The sequence below is a fragment of the Chryseotalea sp. WA131a genome (assembly GCA_025370075.1).
GTDB lineage: Bacteria > Bacteroidota > Bacteroidia > Cytophagales > Cyclobacteriaceae > ELB16-189.
On the sequence record CP073016.1, the window covers coordinates 2,002,901 to 2,023,312 of the forward strand.

19 protein-coding genes and 1 pseudogene are annotated in these 20,412 nt (G+C 42.9%); 16 read left to right on the top strand and 4 right to left on the bottom strand.

The window, feature by feature from the left end:
* Positions 1–8 precede the first annotated feature (8 nt).
* The 10 genes from KA713_09005 (at position 9) to KA713_09050 (ending at position 7,593) form a co-directional block, all read left to right on the top strand.
* Positions 9–506 carry a hypothetical protein gene (locus KA713_09005; GenBank protein ID UXE68686.1) on the top strand — a complete coding sequence of 166 codons (498 nt, stop codon included), beginning with the start codon at positions 9–11 and terminating at the stop codon, positions 504–506.
* A gap of 160 nt (positions 507–666) precedes the next feature.
* Positions 667–1,023, top strand: a complete 357-nt coding sequence (locus KA713_09010) for a hypothetical protein (GenBank protein ID UXE68687.1) — start codon at positions 667–669, stop codon at positions 1,021–1,023.
* 359 nt (positions 1,024–1,382) lie between these two features.
* A complete protein-coding gene (locus KA713_09015; GenBank protein ID UXE68688.1) occupies positions 1,383–1,781 on the top strand; it encodes a hypothetical protein in 399 nt (132 codons plus the stop codon).
* A 9-nt stretch (positions 1,782–1,790) separates the two neighbouring features.
* A complete protein-coding gene (locus KA713_09020; protein ID UXE68689.1) occupies positions 1,791–2,951 on the top strand; it encodes a matrixin family metalloprotease in 1,161 nt (386 codons plus the stop codon).
* 110 nt (positions 2,952–3,061) lie between these two features.
* A complete protein-coding gene (locus KA713_09025) occupies positions 3,062–3,304 on the top strand; it encodes a T9SS type A sorting domain-containing protein (protein ID UXE68690.1) in 243 nt (80 codons plus the stop codon).
* A 465-nt stretch (positions 3,305–3,769) separates the two neighbouring features.
* Positions 3,770–4,183: a hypothetical protein gene (locus tag KA713_09030; protein ID UXE68691.1), complete on the top strand. Its 414-nt coding sequence runs from the start codon at positions 3,770–3,772 to the stop codon at positions 4,181–4,183.
* A 345-nt stretch (positions 4,184–4,528) separates the two neighbouring features.
* Positions 4,529–5,215 (top strand): transglutaminase domain-containing protein, encoded by a 687-nt coding sequence (locus KA713_09035; protein UXE68692.1) that lies wholly within the window; start codon positions 4,529–4,531, stop codon positions 5,213–5,215.
* Between the two features lie 18 nt (positions 5,216–5,233).
* Entirely contained in the window at positions 5,234–5,653 is a 420-nt protein-coding gene (locus KA713_09040; protein UXE68693.1) for a hypothetical protein, read from the top strand.
* Positions 5,654–6,595: 942 nt separating this feature from the next.
* Positions 6,596–6,937, top strand: coding sequence for a hypothetical protein (locus KA713_09045; GenBank protein UXE68694.1), 342 nt, complete (start codon positions 6,596–6,598; stop codon positions 6,935–6,937).
* Positions 6,938–6,942: 5 nt separating this feature from the next.
* Positions 6,943–7,593, top strand: coding sequence for a DDE-type integrase/transposase/recombinase (locus tag KA713_09050; GenBank protein UXE68695.1), 651 nt, complete (start codon positions 6,943–6,945; stop codon positions 7,591–7,593).
* 52 nt (positions 7,594–7,645) lie between these two features.
* Here KA713_09050 and KA713_09055 read toward each other — a convergent pair whose 3' ends face one another.
* The gene (locus tag KA713_09055) at positions 7,646–8,968 is read right to left on the bottom strand and encodes an IS1380 family transposase (GenBank protein ID UXE68696.1); all 1,323 of its coding nucleotides are present in this window, start codon (positions 8,966–8,968) and stop codon (positions 7,646–7,648) included.
* Positions 8,969–8,986: 18 nt separating this feature from the next.
* Here KA713_09055 and KA713_09060 point away from each other — a divergent pair, with 18 nt between their 5' ends.
* The 3 genes from KA713_09060 (at position 8,987) to KA713_09070 (ending at position 10,632) form a co-directional block, all read left to right on the top strand.
* Complete coding sequence (locus KA713_09060; protein UXE68697.1) at positions 8,987–9,244, top strand: integrase core domain-containing protein; 258 nt, start codon at positions 8,987–8,989, stop codon at positions 9,242–9,244.
* Between the two features lie 336 nt (positions 9,245–9,580).
* Entirely contained in the window at positions 9,581–10,270 is a 690-nt protein-coding gene (locus KA713_09065; protein UXE68698.1) for a hypothetical protein, read from the top strand.
* Positions 10,271–10,278: 8 nt separating this feature from the next.
* Positions 10,279–10,632 carry a hypothetical protein gene (locus tag KA713_09070; GenBank protein ID UXE68699.1) on the top strand — a complete coding sequence of 118 codons (354 nt, stop codon included), beginning with the start codon at positions 10,279–10,281 and terminating at the stop codon, positions 10,630–10,632.
* 95 nt (positions 10,633–10,727) lie between these two features.
* Here the strand turns inward: KA713_09070 and KA713_09075 are convergent, their stop codons facing one another.
* Positions 10,728–12,335, bottom strand: coding sequence for an IS1182 family transposase (locus KA713_09075; protein ID UXE68700.1), 1,608 nt, complete (start codon positions 12,333–12,335; stop codon positions 10,728–10,730).
* A gap of 353 nt (positions 12,336–12,688) precedes the next feature.
* Here KA713_09075 and KA713_09080 point away from each other — a divergent pair, with 353 nt between their 5' ends.
* A complete protein-coding gene (locus KA713_09080; protein ID UXE68701.1) occupies positions 12,689–13,090 on the top strand; it encodes a hypothetical protein in 402 nt (133 codons plus the stop codon).
* Positions 13,080–15,329 carry a trypsin-like peptidase domain-containing protein gene (locus tag KA713_09085; protein ID UXE68702.1) on the top strand — a complete coding sequence of 750 codons (2,250 nt, stop codon included), beginning with the start codon at positions 13,080–13,082 and terminating at the stop codon, positions 15,327–15,329. Before KA713_09080 ends, KA713_09085 begins: the two co-directional genes overlap by 11 nt.
* Positions 15,330–16,438: 1,109 nt before the next feature.
* Here KA713_09085 and KA713_09090 read toward each other — a convergent pair.
* On the bottom strand, positions 16,439–18,046 hold the full coding sequence (locus KA713_09090; GenBank protein ID UXE68703.1) for an IS1182 family transposase: 1,608 nt from the start codon (positions 18,044–18,046) through the stop codon (positions 16,439–16,441).
* Positions 18,047–18,249: 203 nt separating this feature from the next.
* Between KA713_09090 and KA713_09095 the strand changes: the two genes are divergently transcribed.
* The gene (locus KA713_09095) at positions 18,250–18,693 is read left to right on the top strand and encodes a hypothetical protein (GenBank protein UXE68704.1); all 444 of its coding nucleotides are present in this window, start codon (positions 18,250–18,252) and stop codon (positions 18,691–18,693) included.
* 406 nt (positions 18,694–19,099) lie between these two features.
* Here the strand turns inward: KA713_09095 and KA713_09100 are convergent.
* Positions 19,100–20,044 (bottom strand): annotated as a pseudogene (locus tag KA713_09100) (IS110 family transposase).
* Positions 20,045–20,412: the final 368 nt, after the last annotated feature.

Consider the following 20,412-nt stretch of genomic DNA (forward strand, 5'->3'; position numbering starts at 1 on the left):
TTATCAAAATGAAATTGACTAAGCGACAAAAAAAAATCGGAATCATTGGACTGGTAATCGTGACATTGACCATAGGGACAAAGACTTACCTCCGACAAGAAAAAATTCGCGTAGCACTTGAGTTCGGCCATCTTGCAAAGCTACCCGACAATTCATCAAACATTCAAGTTGACACTAAAGGAGGAATGTTTTCGAGGACGTTCTGGCTGACATATGAATCAACACAAGACGAAATCAAGACTTGGCTAACAAAATCAAAGCAATTAAGGAAAAAAGGGAAACCTGTTGATATGGACTTCAAAATCATTACGAAAGACCCAGAGACAGGAGAATTGAAAGAGATAACAAAACCAAAAAAAAGCGGACTGCCTAAATGGTTTTCCCCTGACGACTCGTTGGACACCGTGGACGTGTTTGAAGTTTCTATTCCCGAAGAAGCTCTTTACGGGACGGTTTGGATTGACTGGAAAGAGAACAAAGTTTATATCCAGACAAGTTACAGTTGACATCCCACTGCTGGCAACAATAGCTTGTGGCAAGCGGGCGGGACTGTGCGTCATTGAAGTGTGTAGTTCTTTGTTTATCTTTATCACGTGGGAAAGGGCGAAGGTTTTTATTTGCCCGCCTGCCACAAGCCAAACGTTGTGCGCCATTGCTTCGGGACAGATGAGAGTAAAATGTAAATATTGTGACGTTGATTTAACGGACGACTTAAAAGAGGTTCAAGCACCTAGACAATTGAAAGAAGTGGACGGAGAAGATTTCATCGACCGTGGACAATTTTTCATAAGTGACGGAGAATATTACTCAGGGACCAAGAATCAAATAATTATTAACAAGGACGACTTAAGAAACTCCAAAAATCATCCTGACCTTTCAAGACTAAATGGTTGCTGTGGACTAGACGGTTTAGACGGACTAAACAAAGTCTGTGTAAACGGACATGAAATTGGAACTGAGAAGTCGGACTGCTGGATTGCTCATTCAATAATATTTGACAACGAGAAAATAAAAATAGAGTGAAAGCAACGGACGCACAACAACTGTATTTGCGTCAAGCGGGGTTGACGCGTAATCCAACGTTTTCGTATCTTTATTGCGTTCGGTGTCGGGGACACCACGCGGCTTCGGAAGCCCCGCTCGAACGCAAATACTCACGTTATGCACAATGCCGCGGGACAGACTCGGTGCTTCGAACATTGGCACTTTTGCTTGCCGCACATTCCCGCGCGACACCAAAGCAAGCAAAAGAGCCAAGTTTTCTTTAACACTTAATCTTGAAATCTAAAAAATACTGTAAATTTACTTATCAAAAATTTGAGGGACTAATTCAACTAGCGAAGAAAAACTGTGACGATTTAAGCAACATAAAAGAACAAACTATGAAAACTCTTATTTCAATTGGGCTAACGGCTTTATTGCTGTGCTGCCAAAAAAAGGAAGTAGCGATTAGTGACTTTGAGAAACTATGCTCATATAAGGGGAAGGCGACCGATGCCCAATCTGAACCATGCAAGTCATCGGAGTTTATTGTCCAGTTAAAAGATATCAATGGAAGTATCGCTTATGTTGACGAGTTGAAAAGCTATTGTGTCATTTCGAAGTTAGACAATACATACGATTGCCAATTTATCGGGATACTATGCGGTGATTACAAAGACGTTCTGAAAAAAGATATTAGTTTTTCAGCAAAGTTCAACTATTACAACGGTGACTATCGACCGCCTATTGGAGGGCAGAGTGTTTACGTTATTAGTGATTTAATTTACACGCTAAAGTAGTTTTGATATATGAAAATTTATACTCGGACTCTCTTCGTGATAGTCATATTTTTTTCGACTACTCTATCCAACGTTAAGTTGTTCGCCCAGATTCTTTATGATAATGGCCCAATCTTTGCCCCAAGCATTCCTCCACCTAATGGCTTTGTTACTGATGGCAGAGCTTGGGATTGTAGAGTAGTTTCGTTCATGTTTATGAATGGCACTAACGACATAGTCGGTGATGGAGAAAGAGCGCCTGTTAGGCAGGCTTTTCAACTTTGGCAACAAGAAGCTGGCTTAGTATTTAGAGAGGTTTTCAATGAAAATGAGGCTAACATTAGGATAAGTTGGGTTACTTTCGAACATGGCGACCCCTGCGTTTGCGCCTTCGATGGTCAGAATGGTACATTGGCTCATGGTTTTTTCCCTCCACCCAATCTAGACGCATTTGCTGGAGATATTCATTTTGATGACAGTGAAGATTGGACGATTGACACTAGAAATAATTCTGACCAACCTATTGATTTGATGACCGTTGCTGCTCATGAAATTGGCCATGCGCTTGGTTTAAATCACACCACCGTTGCAAATTCATTGATGAATGCAAGTTACAATGGGTCACATAGATTTTTAGGGCAAGATGATATTGACGGAATACGTTCAATTTATGGTTTGCCTATGGTAATTCTTGGGGTGAACCTTTTATGTAATGCAAACTTAAACACTTTTTCTGTTCAGAATCAGCCTGCCAACTCAGTTATCACTTGGTCTTCCTCCAATCCGCTTGCCCTGTCATTCAACCCGGCTATGGGCAATAACACAATTCCAACTCGATTGAATAATTTCAATGGAGAAGTCACTATCACCGCAACTTTAGGCGGGGCGTGCGGTAATGTGAACTTCATTAGAACAATTTGGGTTGGCACCCCAGTCATAAATTCTTCTTTCGTTTCATTAAACGAGCTAGACCAGTGTGAACATTGGATGGTCTTGGGTGCCAATGTAACCCCCAGTAGCAATAACGGGATAACAAGATTTCATTGGACAGAGAACGACCCAATCGGCAATTCAACGAGTATAGGTGAGGTACAACTATGGTCGCTGACATTTATGCCCCACCCCTGGCCGGCATCAGCAGGACAGTCTATGCCTTTGCAAGTAATGCATGTTCCTCACCTATACAATTAGGTAGTAAAGAATACGAATATCGGGATTGGGACACTTGCACCTCACCCCCACCGTACGGTTGTGGAGCTTTTGTTTGCCTAACCTCTTTTCCCAACCCAACAAGTAACGAGTTGACAGTATCATTCAAGGGAAATAGTGATAACATCAAGGAAAACAAAACCAAGAAATCAAAGCAATCTGGTACAGCCCAAGTTCGGATATTCGATGAAAACCAAAAAAACTGGATATTCCTGTCTGCCAAAGACAATGATGAATTAAAAATCTCGGTAAGCCAACTGCCCAAGGGAACGTATTATTTGGACGTCACCCACTCTAAAGGTGACCACTTTAGAAAAAGAATTCTTATCGAATAGCAGTTGATGACATCTGGCTAAACAGGAAAGATTGCGGTTCGTTCATTAAGCTCAAGTTAGCGAAGTATTTTTAAGTGCTTCGGAAAAACACACCAATGCCAGTACCGCGCATGCCGACACGCAACCAAAGCACTGGCATCCGTGTGTTTTAGTACAGTGACTGCGGCACATGTGCATAACAAGATGTATCGTATATGGCCGGGTACGGTGTTGCGATCAAGAATAGTTTTCTTAACTTAGTCCCTCCACGTGGGACAGATTGGCGTTTCAAAAGCCCGCCACATCCGATACACACACGTTGGCGGCAAGGCGGGGACGGGTTGACGACAAAGGACTCCAACGACAACGCGACTTCAATTTCACTTGACGGACTTCAAAAACTCAACCGGACTTTGAAATAAAAAAAGACTTAAGACACAAAATGATTCAAACTATCCTTGAATATTTTGTGTCTAACAGAACAATATGAAAACAACCGTACTTACATATTTTGTCTTTCTATTAATCGGGACGGTTTTGACTAGTTGCGAAAGCAACAAAGTAAATCCACAAATTAACACCGTGACAGAGATGTCATTTAACGGGACTTTTAGAACAAGTAATTCGGACAACGTAACTGGGACTGTTACACTTGAAATCTCGAAAGGCTACTATAAAAGCTCAACTAATTTGCCTTATGGTGTTGGTGCAGGAAAATTGAGTGTAAATGGTTCAACAATAAATTTTATTGACACTCTATTCTTTGCAATTCCAGCATTATATGGACCTTCATATGTTCTTAGCGGACAACATCAATATGATTTTGACGGGAACAACTTAAAAATTTGGAGAACCAAAAATGTCGGGGAAGTAGAATATAATTTGAAAGTAAAAAAATAGAAAGGAAACAGATAAATCGAGTTGCCAATGAAGCTCAAAAACCTGTTCGGCTGGAAGGCCAGTTCGACCTAGATTTCAACTGCGACAAAGATTCGTTACGCGACAACGACTTTTTTAAGCGACTACGACTGGAGGAATAGATTTCGGTCGACTGACCGCCCAGCCGCCAACAATGTATTTGCGTCAAGCGGGGTTGACGCGTAATCCAACGTTTTCGTATCTTTAATGCGTCCGGTGTCGGGGACAGGACGAGGTTTCACAAGCCCCGCTCGAACGGAAATACTCACGTTGTGCGTCATGCCAATGAGACCTTAGCGAAGTATTACATATTTAGAAAAATGATTTATGAAAAGATTTATTTTAGTTTTTATCATTTGTGGAAAAACTCTTTTTGCTCAAGAAAGATTGCCGATAATAAATGCAACCTCAATATCAGTTGACATTCGTGATGGCGACAATTTTCAGAAGAATGTTTGGACAATAACTCCCGAAGCTCAACCTGATATTTACACAACCTCTTCCAAAGGGAAATTGGTAACATTTTATACTGACAAAGATTCTATTTCAGTAAAGGTAACGACTACTACAAAGTTTAACTTTATCATTTTATTAAACGGAAAGAAGGCGTTGACGCAGATTAAATATGAACCAAGCTATCTGGAGATTTTAAAAGGAGCCGATAAGTATGACTTTAAAGACGTAAGACCAATTCCAACCTTTACCTACCAATCAAAGGATGACAATAATTTGACCGCCCTTCGCAAAGGATTCAAATTGGACTCTATTGCTGGAGAAGGTAGTGAAGTCTCTAAAATACTCAACCTTTTGCGTTGGGTACATAATATTATTCCTCATGACGGTAACCATGAAAATCCAGTTGTGAAGAATTCGTTGAGCATGATTGCTGAATGTCGTAAGGGAAATCGCGGACTGAATTGCAGAGGACTTTCGACAGTTCTTAATGAATGTTACCTATCTTTAGGTATACCTTCAAGGTTTGTGACATGTATGCCGAGGGACTCAGTTTTTTAGGACTGCCATGTTATCAATATGGTTTATTCTTATGACTTGAAAAAATGGCTTTGGATAGACCCTACTAATGATGCTTATGTGATGAATGAGAAGGGTGATTTATTAAGCATTGAAGAAGTTCGAGAAAGGATAGTTAATGACAAACCTTTGATCTTAAATCCAGAGGCCAATTGGAACCACAAGGTTTCAAAGACCAAGGAGGAATATCTCTACCAATACATGGCGAAAAATTTATATCGAATGGAGTGCGCAATAGCAAGCAAGTACGACACAGAAACCACCGAAAGTGGTAAAGTCATTACTTATGTGGAATTGTTACCTTTAGGTGCATACAATCAATTTCCGCAAAAAATAATTAAGACGTATCCCAAAAGTGGGACAACATTTATTAATTATAAAACAAACAATCCGACATCATTTTGGGCAAGACCAGAGTAGGGAAGCACGAAACGCACAACACTGTGCTTATGCAATAGCGGGGTGACGTGTTGGCAAGTTCGTTTTGTTTTCTTAAATTTATTTGTGCTTGTGGGACAGGACGCAGTTTCAAAATCCCGCTACTGTCATAAGCACAAATCGTTATGGCCAATTTGCGAGACGAGTGTGCGACCCAAATTTCGCTGACGACTAATTAATAGACGACTGACTTTTGCTCGTTGACAATTCATCAATATTCCGCGGACTTTGCTTCACACGACTGACGGGAAATTTTAAAAATCAAAGCCGCACTTGTTTAAACTTTTTTCCTTGTGGACATTTTTCTTGGCGGACGACTCGCCTCGGAAACATTTGCGATCGGACGACCCGTTCGCGCACGACAACTCTTAACGACACTTTGTAACGGACGACCAAACTCTTTCGCTGGACGACTTGCTCGCGAGACTTCTAGGTGGACAATATTTTCTTTTTCCCGGTCGACATTAAAACGCTAATCTCGGTTGCAAACTGGCCATAACACTAGCTTGCAGAAAAGCGGGCGGAGTGTGCGTTAGGAAAGTTCAGTGCGTTTCATTTATTTTATCACGTGGGAGAAGGCGCAGGTTCTAATTGCCCGCCTTCTGCAAGCCAAACCGTTAGCGGCAATTTTTTTTGGACAACTTGGACAATGCGACAACGACTACTAATAATATTTTTGACCTTAATAACCGTGGACACATTCTCTCAAGAATTGGAAATTATTGCTTCCGACAAAACACATGTCACAGTCAAAATTATTGACGATAAGACAAAACAAAAACTTCTGACAGATTTTCAAGGATTTCAAGACAATGACCTAAGAAAAAGGCTGACAGCAAGAACCTTTCGACTTTCCGACAACAGACTAATTGTTGAGTTTGTCTCGTCCTGATCTGGGTTTACACGAATTAACGTGTAAACAAGATGATAAAATCAGAAAAAACAGTTCAGGAACAAGAGGCTATCATTGCAGAGTATTTGCTGGGCGATACGACCTATCGTAAATTGGGGGCCAATCATGGAGTTGACTTTAGAGCAATCCACCATTGGGTCACACAATTTCAAGGAAAGCCGGTGAGAAAAACAAAGCCCAAGATCAAGGTCAAAGACGATCTTCCCCTGGAAGAACTGCCTACCGATGTAAAGCTACTGCAGGAAGGACTCCGAAAAGCTAAGTTGCACAATAAGTTGCTCAATGCCATCATTGACATAGCTGAGGGGCAGCTTAAGATCGACATCCGAAAAAAGTCTGGCACCAAGCAGTAGAGCAGGTGGAACAAAGTACGCCCCGTTGTATCAACGGGCTTTGTTTGCTGCTTGGTTATAGTAGGCAGTCCTACTATCAAGGCATAGATTATATTCATCAGAAGGCTTATGAATCGGATGTTATTATCGAAGAGGTGTTGCGGCATCGAAAACATCTCAAACGTATCGGTACTCGAAAATTGTTAGATGAGATGCAAAGTTTTCTAACGGCCCATGGTTTTAAAATCGGGCGGGACGCAATGTTTGATTTGCTGGCAGACAGAGGCCTGTTGGTCACGAAACGAAAACGGAGAGGCCCAGTGACCACACTATCGAAACACCGCTTTAAAAAGTACCCCAACATTGTCCGTGATTTTATCCCAGTTGCCCCTAACCAGCTTTGGGTCAGTGACATAACCTACATTCACTTGAATGAGGGGTTTGCTTATTTGTCGTTGGTCACAGACGCATACAGCCGAAAGATTGTAGGGTTTTATTTGAGCGAGGGCCTATCGGCAAGAGGGCCGCTGGCCGCCTTGAAAATGGCGTTGGCTTCAAAACCCCCTGCACGATGGGCTTATCCATCACAGCGACAGAGGGGTACAGTATTGCTGCGATGGATATGTGAAATTATTGGAACAGCATGGGGTCAAGATCAGTATGACCGAGAAAGGTGACCCGTTGGAAAATGCACTGGCCGAAAGAGTGAACCCAGATTTTGCAGTAGAACTATCCAGTCAGACTTAGTGGCAGGTTTATTTTTTGGACATTTGAGAATAATCCATCATACCATTGCCTTCTTTTGAGTGGGACGGACATTTTCAGTACCCATTTTTGGGCTTCCTGCTCCACCCAACTTCCAACTGCAAAGCAGTTGAACCTTAATGTGGAAAGCTTGGGCTGTGGCTGTTTTTGATGGGTTATTTGGCGGAACAGGCTCATCAAATTATAGGCTACCATCACAAAGCGCATAGCTGTTTCAGTAGCACAAAAACTATCCATGCAAAAGCCTTCTGTACCGAAATCTTCTTTCAACTCCTTGATCCTGTTTTCGGCATCACCCCTGCGCTTATATTGTTCCCATATTTCTGTTGCCGGCAGGGCTTGGTTAGTGACAAAGGCATGGTACCTTTTGCGGTACACTTTTTCGTCCGCTATGCCCACGCTGCTGAATAATGTCTTGAGCTTCTTACCCGTTGCCCTGGCCCTGATTTCTTCACTTTGTTTGATGACCACAATCCTACGGGCTTTGCCCCAGCCGCCTTGCTGGTAGTTTATTTCCGATACCCATAAGCCTTCGCCTATCGCATTCCATTGGGTGATACCATAAATGCTGGCTTGTAAATTGGCATACAGCTTACAGGCAATGACGTAGGGGATATTTCTCTGCTCAATGAAATCCAAGACTGTACCGGTACAAAACCCACTATCGGCCCTGAACAACCCTACTGTTTTGTTTTTGAGGATGGCAAAGGTCTCTTCTAAAAAATGGATGCAGTTGCTGTTGCTCCCTGTATTGCCGCTGCGGTTCCAGCAATTGGCCACCATGCGTATGTCATTGACAAAAGCAAACAAGGGATGATGGCTGCCACGGCCAGGCTTCTTGGGGTTGTACCCTTTTTTGCTGCCTTCCTGTTCCCCGTAACGGGTGATCACACTGCTGTCCATATCCAACGTATAATTGTCGAATTGGATCTGCTCAAAAAACCACGTGTACAGTTCAATGAAAATTTGGTGGTTCATTGAGGGCGTAAACTTTTTAAAGAACCGCCCGAAGGTGGTCCCCGAAGCAACCCGCTTCCATCCAAATATCTGGCGCAACACTTCATCAACCCGCACCACCGCTGTGTGACTAAAACGAAAGCAACCAATCCAGATGCCCACCCAAAAACTCTCTATTATACCCACGGCATCTATCCGGTTGTTACTCTTGCTCTCAGGCAAACCAAGCTCGGCCAACTTCTTGCTGATCCCAGTTTGGTCAATCAATATTTTCATCTCTTTCATCCCGCCCCACGCTGTTACTAATTTATCGGTATAGTGGTGTTCCATATTCAAATATAAGACACCTTGTCACTATTTCATTCTACTGCAAAATCTGGGGTGAACGGGATTTTGAAGCAAGAGTTACTGGAAGAGGCATTCCCTGATTATGCAACGGCCCAAAAAGAAGTGGCCATTGCGTGCAGCACCTATAACCATCTTCGCCCACATGGAAGCATTGATAACCTAAAGCCTGCCCAAGCGCATCAACAAAGCGGCCCGATCAAGAAGCGGTGGACCAACTATTGGCAGAAGAACAAAGGAAAGGAGGTCTCAATGGCATAGCCCCGCTGCGCGGGGCAGGTTTTAAAAGGCATAAAGGTGTTCAAAAGTATACCCCTCAAAAAAAGCCAAGCGGTTAAACTTGGCTTCTATTGAACAACATACTTCGTCACACACTGGTTTAATTCCTGGTAGGTTGCACCTCTGCAGGGCCTACTTCCGCTTTCACCAGTAACACAAAATTAAAAAATGTAAACGGTATTCAGGATTAACTTAAAGCTGTAAACTTGCAGTAGGATTCTTAACCAAATTGTGTAAACTTTTTTCAGGACGAGACAGTTCTATGACAAACAAGCCATTGTCGTTGACAATCTTGCAGACTTCAAAAGACTTGAAGAGGTGACTTTTGTAAAGAATATAGTTTGGAACTTAAAGAAGAACATTTCATACAAAATTGACTTACCCTTTGAAAAGGGGGCAGAAATTGTAAAAACTGAAAAGCCAAAGCAACTGACACAGTTTGTGAGTGACCTTCCCAAGTATTGGAATTTCGAAGTTTACCAATTGCCGACCAATCAAATACTTTTTATCTACAAGTCTGAATCTGAAACAAACGCGACAATCTATCGAGACTTAAAAACTCTCGCATCAGAAAACTCTAGAATTAGCGAGCAACACTACGCATATGATGACGAATATTTGATGCAGCAGCTTGCGAAGGGCGATAGTCTCTCTGACTATGAACCAAATGAACACCTTGTTTATCCAAAGTATGTTAAGCAAATCATTAAGAATCATAAACTGAAATTGGTTCAGCAGAGAGTATTTGTTAATGATTTTTATGGAAATCTCTATTCATCCGAAAATGGGTACCATGTTCTTATAGATGAAGAAAATCAAAAGAATGGTGCTGGCGACAAAATGCAAATTCTTACACTAAGAATATACTCGACACTTGATGACGTTAGGGGTGCACAAAAAAATATGAACAATTCAAACGTGATTTTAAACCGGGACAGTCAGAGCATTTTTATCAACAATTATCTAAAAGATATGTCGACCAATTTCCGCAACACGTTGTTTCACTAATTGACAGTTTGCCCATTGTACTAAACTTCGACAAAGAGCAATTGACTTTGGACGAAGGAGGTATTGAAATTATTGATGAAGCATTAAAATGGAATGGGACAAATTTCAGTTTGTTTGAGAGTTGGTTTCCTTCTGCACTAGCTTACTACGGACAGTTTTTTATCACCAATAAAAATGAGGGTAAATGGACAGTAAAATTCAACAACGAAAATAAAGTTTGGATACCGGAGGTTTTACTGAACGACAATACAAGTGCTTTCGACAGCAATGACTTTTATAAGAGCATGTACGAAGAACCTATTCCTATGAAATGGGCTGGGGACTTTGACCAAAGCAGAAAGAAGTGGAAAAGTGAGAGGTAAAAAAACTGCCGCTAACACTGGTAGCTGATGCGCAACTCTTCAAAAAAAGGTGGGTTTAGGAAATTCAAGCCAAAAATGGCTTTATCAGGTTCGTTTTAAGGGACAGTGATGTGTGGGGCGGAAAACAGAGTGCGGAAAAATGGTGATGCCATAACCGATTTTACCAAGCACAGGAATGGCGATGAAAATGTGGCCGTGGTTTCCCCCAACAGTTCCATTTTCTTTATCATGGCAGTCACTTTTGGAGATTCAAAACGTAAATACTTTTTCAAGTTGTATGCCAGTGCGGCCATGATCACATGCTTGTTGGCTTGGCGTATGCCCCGCGTGTTCACACGCTTCATGTTCATAAAGTTGATCAACGTACCCAACACGGGCTCAACTGTTTTGCTGCGGATGCGGCCCATTTGTTTGGCATAGGGTGTTTGCATTTTTTTATGCATCACATCGTAGAGTGGTTTATGGATGCTGTCCTCTATCTTTTTAAACTTGGTGCTCTTGCCGCAACAGGCCACGCGCAGGGGACAATCTTTGCAAACCGATTCGCTGCTCCGATATGTTTTTTTCTGATACCCTTTGCGATCTGATCTTTCACCTTTGCAGGGCAGTATTGCTTTTTTCCCACGCTGGCATCCATACTGATCTTTCTGTTGATTGTAGATAAACCCTTCGCGGTGCGCTATGTATTGCCCAAAGTTGGGGATGTAGGCATCCACATTTTTTTCCTTCAGGTACTTTAATGCCTCACCGCTAGAGTAGCCGGTGTCGGCCGTGATTTCCTGTAGTGCCATGTTGTTGTCGGCTAGATTTTCTTGTGTGAGATCAAGGATATTGGCCATACATTGGGAGTCCCTTTTGTCAGCAAAATCGGCACATGCCCCTGTGATGACATGGTGGGCATCGTCCACGGCCACTTGCCCAAGGTAATTCAACTGCCGTGCCTTGCCGGGCTTTACGGATATGCGCGCATCAGGGTCGGTGGGGGAATGGTGGGTGTGGTTGCTCAAGAACCTGGGGCGTATCAAGTTGCCGTGTTCATCTACTTGCTTGGGGTTGGTATTGCTTGGTTGACCATGATAGGCTTCTGCCTTCCAAGCATGATGTTGATCTACTTGCTTTTTCTTTTCTGTGGTAACGGTGCTTTTCGCTTTGTCCCCATGCTTTATCTTTTCTTCGCTGCCTTCGTTGAGTTCATCGGCATAAGCTTGGGCATCGTCTGTGATTTCCTTTTCAATAAGGGAGCCCAAGCTGGCATTGGCTTTGATGAAGGCACTGTCGATTGCTTGCCGCTTGCCACGCACCATTCCTTTGTCAACACAGAGGCTGAGGATCTTTTTGAACAAGGTGATGAATACTTCTTCCCCATAGAGTTGGCGTGTTCGGCTGATGGTGCTGAACCAGGGCAGCTCTTCATCAATATCGTAGCGGAGGAACAAGCGCACGTCCAAACAGTTGGAGCAGTGGCGCAGCAACTGGCGGTCGCTATTGATGTTGTTGAAATATCCCACCAAGATAATTTTGAAGAACACCACCGGGTCTATACTTTCATTTCCCTCTGAGCCATAGTACTTACTGGTGGCTTTGTAGAGGAAATGGAGGTTGAGGGCAGCGTCCAGTTTTCTGTAGAAATTGTCTTGGGGGACAAGCATGTCCAAGTGGACCTGGTACATGATTTTTGGTGAGAGGTCTTTTCGTCCTTGCATGGTGCAAAGATAATTTTCATTAGTATATTTATAAAGTAGTTGTGCAACAGGCACACTGTATTTGCGTCAAGCGGGGTTGACGCGTAATCCAACGTTTTCGTACCTTTAGTGCGTTCGGTGTCGGGGACACCACGCGGCTTCGAAAGCCCCGCTCGAACGCAAATACTCACGTTATGCACAATGCCGCGGACAGATTCGGTACTTCGAACACTGGCACATTTGCTTGCCACACATTCCAGCGCGACACCAAAGCAAGCAAAAGAGCCAATTTGTGTTGACTTTGAATAATTTAAATTACAACTAAACAATAGTTTTGCGTGTCTATTTATTAACTTCGTCTAAAACTTAAGAGCATGAAAACAAGATTTAGGTATTTTATTCACCTCACTTCAATATTATTCGCTGTTGGCTGCGATAGTGAGAAGGCAATAACCAAGGATTGCGTGAAAGGCCAATACACTGGCAATTACTGCGAAGGCATTGTTGTTAAAATATTAGATGACCATAAAATTGGTAGGAACTGGGACAGTATGGATGGTACAGTTTCTTATAGCAATTCAATTGTGGCAAGCGTGGATTCCTTGTTGTTGAAATCTTTAAGTAATCCGACCTCCTATTTCTCTAAGGACTCTATTTTTTATTTCCAATACAAAGAGGGAGGTTATGCGAGAAAGCAATATAACATTTGTGAGCCATACTCATTCGTAACAATTTCATTTGTATCAAAAAATCCTTGTCCTAAGAATGAAAACTAAAACGAATCTCTCTCTATATTTTTGTCTATTTTTTCTGCTGACTTCTGTTCTTTGTGCTACTGAGTTGAAAGCTCAAATAAGGAACAAAATTGTTTCTGGTGAGAAGCAGTCAGAGATTGGAACTCTATCTGTAAAGGCATCAAGAATGCGGAACTATGAGTTGCCAAATATTGACTTGAAAAATCTATTAAAAGAGGACTCTCTTGAACGTACACAAGGAAAGCCATTTCGATTTGGTAAAGCTGTGGAGGTCGATATTGATTTTATCAGAGATGCGACCAAATTGACAATTGGTGACTCAAGTATCTTTTTTTACAAAATTTCATCAAAGAAGGCTTATAGCATTAACTTAATTTTCGATCGCTTTAGTCTTGCTAGCAATGCATCTCTAGAAATCTACAATAATCAAAAAACAATGATCTATGGTCCAGTGACCAGTAAAAACAATCCATCAAATGGAGTCTTTTGGACTGACTTGATAAAAGGCGAAAGCATCATTGTTCAATTAACTGTAATTGGTAAGGACACGCAACAAACTAAACTTCATATTGACAAAGTAATTCACGGATATCAAAATACTTTTGCTGGATTTGGTCAGTCCGCCAATTGTAATAGAGATATCGCTTGCCCTGAGGGAAATCCTTGGAGAAACGAAGGGAATGCAGTAGCAATGTTGCTTTTGTCAAATGGACAAAGGTTCTGTACAGGCTCGCTATTGAATAATGCATGTCAAGATTTAACACCCAATTTCCTGACAGCGTTTCATTGCCTTGATTCTGATGCTAACGGTGCACTCTCAACAACTGAACAAAATTCGGTTAACAACTTTGTATTCCGTTTTTTGTATGAAAGCCCAACATGCGGTGGAGTAGACGGGACAGTATTTCAATCAATAAATGGCTCCGCTTTAAGATCAGCCTTTCAGCCAAGTGATTTTGCTCTCCTTCTTTTAAATGCTCGCCCCACGGGGAATGTAACTTATGCAGGCTGGTCTAGAGCTAATATTCCAGCTACTTCGGCTGCATCTATTCACCACCCCAATGGAGATGTAAAGAAGATATCAATAGACAATGATGCTCTTGCGAATGTGGCTATCACGACAACTTGGGTTACTGATGTCTTCGGAAATCCAATCGTGCAATGCCCTCCTAATACGCATTGGCAAACCATTTTTGAAACCGGGACTGTTCAACCTGGCTCATCTGGGTCTCCAATTTTTGATCAGAATCGAAGAGTTGTAGGGCAGTTACACGGTGATTTCTTGAATACTAACAATGACTTCTGTGCTAATAGACGCGGTCACTATGGAAGATTTGATGTTTCATGGAATGGAGGTGGTACCGCTGATTCACAACTTAGTATTTGGCTTACTAATGACCCGAATGTTACCCAAACGAATACGATAACGATTCCTTTTATTACAGGCCCTAACTTAGTTTGTACTACAGGCGGTCAATTTACTTTCAATAATCAACCAACAGGAACGACAGTTAACTGGACATCAAGCAATTCTTTAGGATTATCAATCAACGGCTTGACGGGATTTGCTACGAGACAAAATAACTTTAACGGTCAAGTTACAATTACTGGAAGCATTGGCGGAGGCTTATGTCCAATTTTTAGCTTGAATCAGTCGGTCGCTGTTGGTGCTGGAATAACTGACCCATTGTTTGAACAAAAGAAAGTACTGTGCCTACCAGGCACAAATTGGTATCAAGTGGACGCCCGCGTAACCTTGCCAGCAAATTCAAGTAATATCACTTACACATATCGTTGGTATATTGACAACGTACTAAAAACGACTATTACTAATAATAATTTTGCTAGTGTGCCTGGAGGTATAGTCGACAACCTTTGGCACACCCTCAGGGTCGAGATTTCAAATACGTGTACATCAATAAGTACAGCTAACCAAGAAGGTCGCTTCCGAGCATCTTGTGGAGGTGGTGGAGGTCAGTTGAGAACTTTCCCAAATCCATCAAGCAATCAACTCATTGTAGAACTTGTAGATCCCACCGTAGACAAAGAGACAGTATACCTCTCCTCGGAGAAAAATGCTTTAATAGCAGTGCCATTTACAGTAAAGCTTTTTGATTCTCAGGGAACGCTTCGAAAATCCATCAAAGGGGAATTAGGTGCATTAATTGTTGACACTTCTGATCTGCCCAACGGTATTTACTACTTGCATGCCCAAACAGAAATGGAGCGACTGACTTCTCAGATTATTGTAAAGCACTAACCCCTTAAAACGGGCTAACGAATAACCACACCAATGCAGTGCCGCACATGCCGACACGCAAACCAAAGCACTGGCATCCGTGTGGTTTGAGTACGGTGACTGCGGCACATGTGCATAACAATGGCTTGCTTCAAGTGGGCGGGTCTGTGCGTCATCAAAATGTGTAGTTCTTTTTTATCTTTATCACGTGGGAGAGAGCGTAGGTTTTAATCGCCCACCTGCAGCAAGCCTAAACGTTGTGCGCAAGGCCGGACAAACCAACTAACCATGAGACTGACTAGCAACTTGGGAGTTTTAACTATCGGGACAATAATAATCGGTTGCGCAATTATGCCGCCAAGACGGCAATATGATAAAGAATCAACACAACAAATAATACCAAGAGAGTTACTTAACAGTCAGTGGACACTTGAGACCTTCGACAACAAAAAATCTGACTGCAATTTATTAATAAATTTTTACGACCAAGGACGATTTACCTTTACGCTTCAAGGACATTTATTTGAGGGCGATTATTTGTATTACGTTGTAAAGGATTCAATAATTCAATTTCATACCCGACCTGTTGATAAATTTGCTTGGCCGACATTTGATTGCGAGCTAAAGCCTGACAACTTGGCTCGACATCTATCTTGGCGTGACAAAAGATTTAAAATCGTTGGCGACAAACTATTTTTAGGGAATAGCGATCGTACGGATTTTTTCAAATTCAAGAGGACGTGACAGGCCCATGCGCACAACAAAAGCTTATTGCAAGCGGGCGGGACTGTGCGTCATTGAAGTTTGTGGTTCTTTACATATCTTTATCACGTTGGACAGGGCGCAGGTTTTAATTGCCCGCCAGCAATAAGCTAAACGTTATGGGCAACTTGTTTTGTTCTCGTGGGACTTTAGCTCGTTGACAGTTTTTCGTTTGACGTTTAAGTGCGCACTCCGTTGACAGGGGAAGACAGCACGTTGCTGAGAGTTTGCCGCATGACGACATCGGGACGAACTTTGTGGAGCGTGACGTAGGACAGCAGCCCATAACATTAGTAGCTGATGCGCAACTCTTCAAAAAAAGGTGGGTTTAGGAAATTCAAGCCAAAAATGGCTTTATCAGGTTCGTTTTAAGGGACAGTGATGTGTGGGGCGGAAAACAGAGTGCGGAAAAATGGTGATGCCATAACCGATTTTACCAAGCACAGGAATGGCGATGAAAATGTGGCCGTGGTTTCCCCCAACAGTTCCATTTTCTTTATCATGGCAGTCACTTTTGGAGATTCAAAACGTAAATACTTTTTCAAGTTGTATGCCAGTGCGGCCATGATCACATGCTTGTTGGCTTGGCGTATGCCCCGCGTGTTCACACGCTTCATGTTCATAAAGTTGATCAACGTACCCAACACGGGCTCAACTGTTTTGCTGCGGATGCGGCCCATTTGTTTGGCATAGGGTGTTTGCATTTTTTTATGCATCACATCGTAGAGTGGTTTATGGATGCTGTCCTCTATCTTTTTAAACTTGGTGCTCTTGCCGCAACAGGCCACGCGCAGGGGACAATCTTTGCAAACCGATTCGCTGCTCCGATATGTTTTTTTCTGATACCCTTTGCGATCTGATCTTTCACCTTTGCAGGGCAGTATTGCTTTTTTCCCACGCTGGCATCCATACTGATCTTTCTGTTGATTGTAGATAAACCCTTCGCGGTGCGCTATGTATTGCCCAAAGTTGGGGATGTAGGCATCCACATTTTTTTCCTTCAGGTACTTTAATGCCTCACCGCTAGAGTAGCCGGTGTCGGCCGTGATTTCCTGTAGTGCCATGTTGTTGTCGGCTAGATTTTCTTGTGTGAGATCAAGGATATTGGCCATACATTGGGAGTCCCTTTTGTCAGCAAAATCGGCACATGCCCCTGTGATGACATGGTGGGCATCGTCCACGGCCACTTGCCCAAGGTAATTCAACTGCCGTGCCTTGCCGGGCTTTACGGATATGCGCGCATCAGGGTCGGTGGGGGAATGGTGGGTGTGGTTGCTCAAGAACCTGGGGCGTATCAAGTTGCCGTGTTCATCTACTTGCTTGGGGTTGGTATTGCTTGGTTGACCATGATAGGCTTCTGCCTTCCAAGCATGATGTTGATCTACTTGCTTTTTCTTTTCTGTGGTAACGGTGCTTTTCGCTTTGTCCCCATGCTTTATCTTTTCTTCGCTGCCTTCGTTGAGTTCATCGGCATAAGCTTGGGCATCGTCTGTGATTTCCTTTTCAATAAGGGAGCCCAAGCTGGCATTGGCTTTGATGAAGGCACTGTCGATTGCTTGCCGCTTGCCACGCACCATTCCTTTGTCAACACAGAGGCTGAGGATCTTTTTGAACAAGGTGATGAATACTTCTTCCCCATAGAGTTGGCGTGTTCGGCTGATGGTGCTGAACCAGGGCAGCTCTTCATCAATATCGTAGCGGAGGAACAAGCGCACGTCCAAACAGTTGGAGCAGTGGCGCAGCAACTGGCGGTCGCTATTGATGTTGTTGAAATATCCCACCAAGATAATTTTGAAGAACACCACCGGGTCTATACTTTCATTTCCCTCTGAGCCATAGTACTTACTGGTGGCTTTGTAGAGGAAATGGAGGTTGAGGGCAGCGTCCAGTTTTCTGTAGAAATTGTCTTGGGGGACAAGCATGTCCAAGTGGACCTGGTACATGATTTTTGGTGAGAGGTCTTTTCGTCCTTGCATGGTGCAAAGATAATTTTCATTAGTATATTTATAAAGTAGTTGTGCAACAGGCACACTGTATTTGCGTCAAGCGGGGTTGACGCGTAATCCAACGTTTTCGTATCTTTAGTGCGTTCGGTGTCGGGGACAAGGCGTGGCTTCGGAAGCCCCGCTCGAACGCAAATACTCACGTTAGGTGCCATTTAGAACAACCTATAAACCACATGACAAGAAAAGTTTTGTACTTCGCGACAATAGGTTTTATTTTTCAATCCTGCGGTTTTTGGTTTTATAACTATCGCGCTTCTTATGACAGTAATTTTGTTATTCCTAATGAGAATGCGGATACAACTATTCGTTATAAAGTCGGACAAATGATTTTTAGACAGTCTTTTAAATCTGACCTATATCATCGCTTCGCCTCTAAGACCTACGACACACTTAGTTTTTACGGACCTGACTACCATACTTTAAAATTTAGAATATCAGAATCCAATAAATCGACAAATGTTCATTTTAATTTCTTTGCGTTCAATGGTTGGCGTAGTCGACCGCCAAACAAACTTTTCATCCAGTCATTTAGCGACAGCCTAAAAAATAAATTTCATGCGACAGAGACGGTGGTTAAGGACATTAACAACGAAAAGAAAAGGAAAAACGGCACCTAACAAAATGTCCTATGTATATAGGATAGTTGTCAATAGCGAGAAGTAAATTTCTTTTGAAAGCAAGAGGTTGTTTTAGCCCCCTGCCTTCTCAAGTTATTCTGTTGGTCGTTTAAAATTAGTTTTACGTTTCCATATCTGCAAGTTTTTTTTCATTATCCATTACCAGCATCCTATGAGTAGATACCACAAGGGTTGGCACTACAAGCTTCTTTGATTAAACTGATAATTTTATAAACAAACTGCTACATGCTTTGCTGAAGTCAATACTTCGCTGTTTGGGTATGTCACGATGACAAATTTTGTTTTGTAGTCAGCTTGTTGTACCAGTCAGCCTTTTGGCTGTTAATCTTTGTTTTGTTAAGGCAACGGATAAGTTATTTATTTAATAATTTAATTTTAGACTAATCTATTTAACCACGGCACATTGATAGGGCTGATTGGTTCGCCACACGCAGCGGATGCGGCTTACCAATTTGCGGGCCACCTTGACGATGGCCGCTTTTCCATTCTTTCCCTTTTTTACTTGTTCGGTGTAATATAATGCCAGTGCGGGGTCGGTCCGTTTGGCCGTCCAGGCGCACTCAATGAGATCGCTGCGCAATTGGCGGTGCTTTCTAATGGTTATCCTGCTGCGGATCTCTTTCTCCCCGCTGCTGTGCTCCATGGGCAGCAAGCCTATGAAACTGTTGAGGTGATAAAAACCTTCAAACCGGTTGATGTCCCCAATCTCGGTGATCAGCGATGCGGCCGTGAGCGGGCCAATGCCGGGCACGGAGCGCAACAAGTAATACAGGTTATTGTATTTCTTGCCCCTCATGAGCTTTCGGATGGCATTACAGATGCTGAGCATTTGCTTTCGCAGGGCTTCCAATTCGTCCAACTGATAATTTAATGTGACCCTGCTGGCGGGATGTTCAAATTCAAGTCCCCGCAGCCAGCGGATGAAATTGAGGCTCCAGTTAGGGTTATCGAAACGGGCAGGGACAATGGTCCCCATGTAATCCAAGAAAGCTTTGATCCTGTTTTTGCAACGCACCAGGTCAGCCCATAATTTTTTTCGTTGCCTGACCAGTTGGCGGTCAGCTTCTTGTTCTTTATCGGGCACAAAGATGCCCCTTAGCAAGCCACTGCTCAGGGCTTGGCCAATGCCTCGGGCATCGCGGGCATCGGTTTTATAGACGTTGTCCTTGTGGGTGCTGGGTATATCGGCAGGGTTGACGACCAGACAGTCAATGCCCATTTGTTTGAAGTGGCGTTGGATCCAAAAGCCGAACTTTCCACTTTCATAAGCGCAGGTGCAGTGTGCCCCCGGGTAGTTGGTAGCGAGAAAGTGTTGTAAAGCTTGGGGCTTGGGGGTTGGTGAATGTTGCGGATGAAATGGTCACCAAGGAAAATGGCAGCGTTCCAACTGCGTTTGTGCACATCTAATCCAACAAACACTTTTTGGTTTTCGAAATTTGCTTTAACTTTAATCATGGCGTTTAGGGGTTGATATTTGAAACATATATTTTGTAGCCTTCGCTAATTTAGTGAAGGACTACTTTTCTCCCTAGACGCCTACTTTTTTATAGCATAGAAGCTTTGCGCAATGGCGGGGTTCGGTGTCCTCATTACTTTCGTTTTCTTTATTTACACTGTGCCATGGGACAGGTCGCAACTGGTCGGCCTTAGCATTTCGCTTCGCTCCATTGCTAAGGCCTCCTATGCCCGCCACTGCAG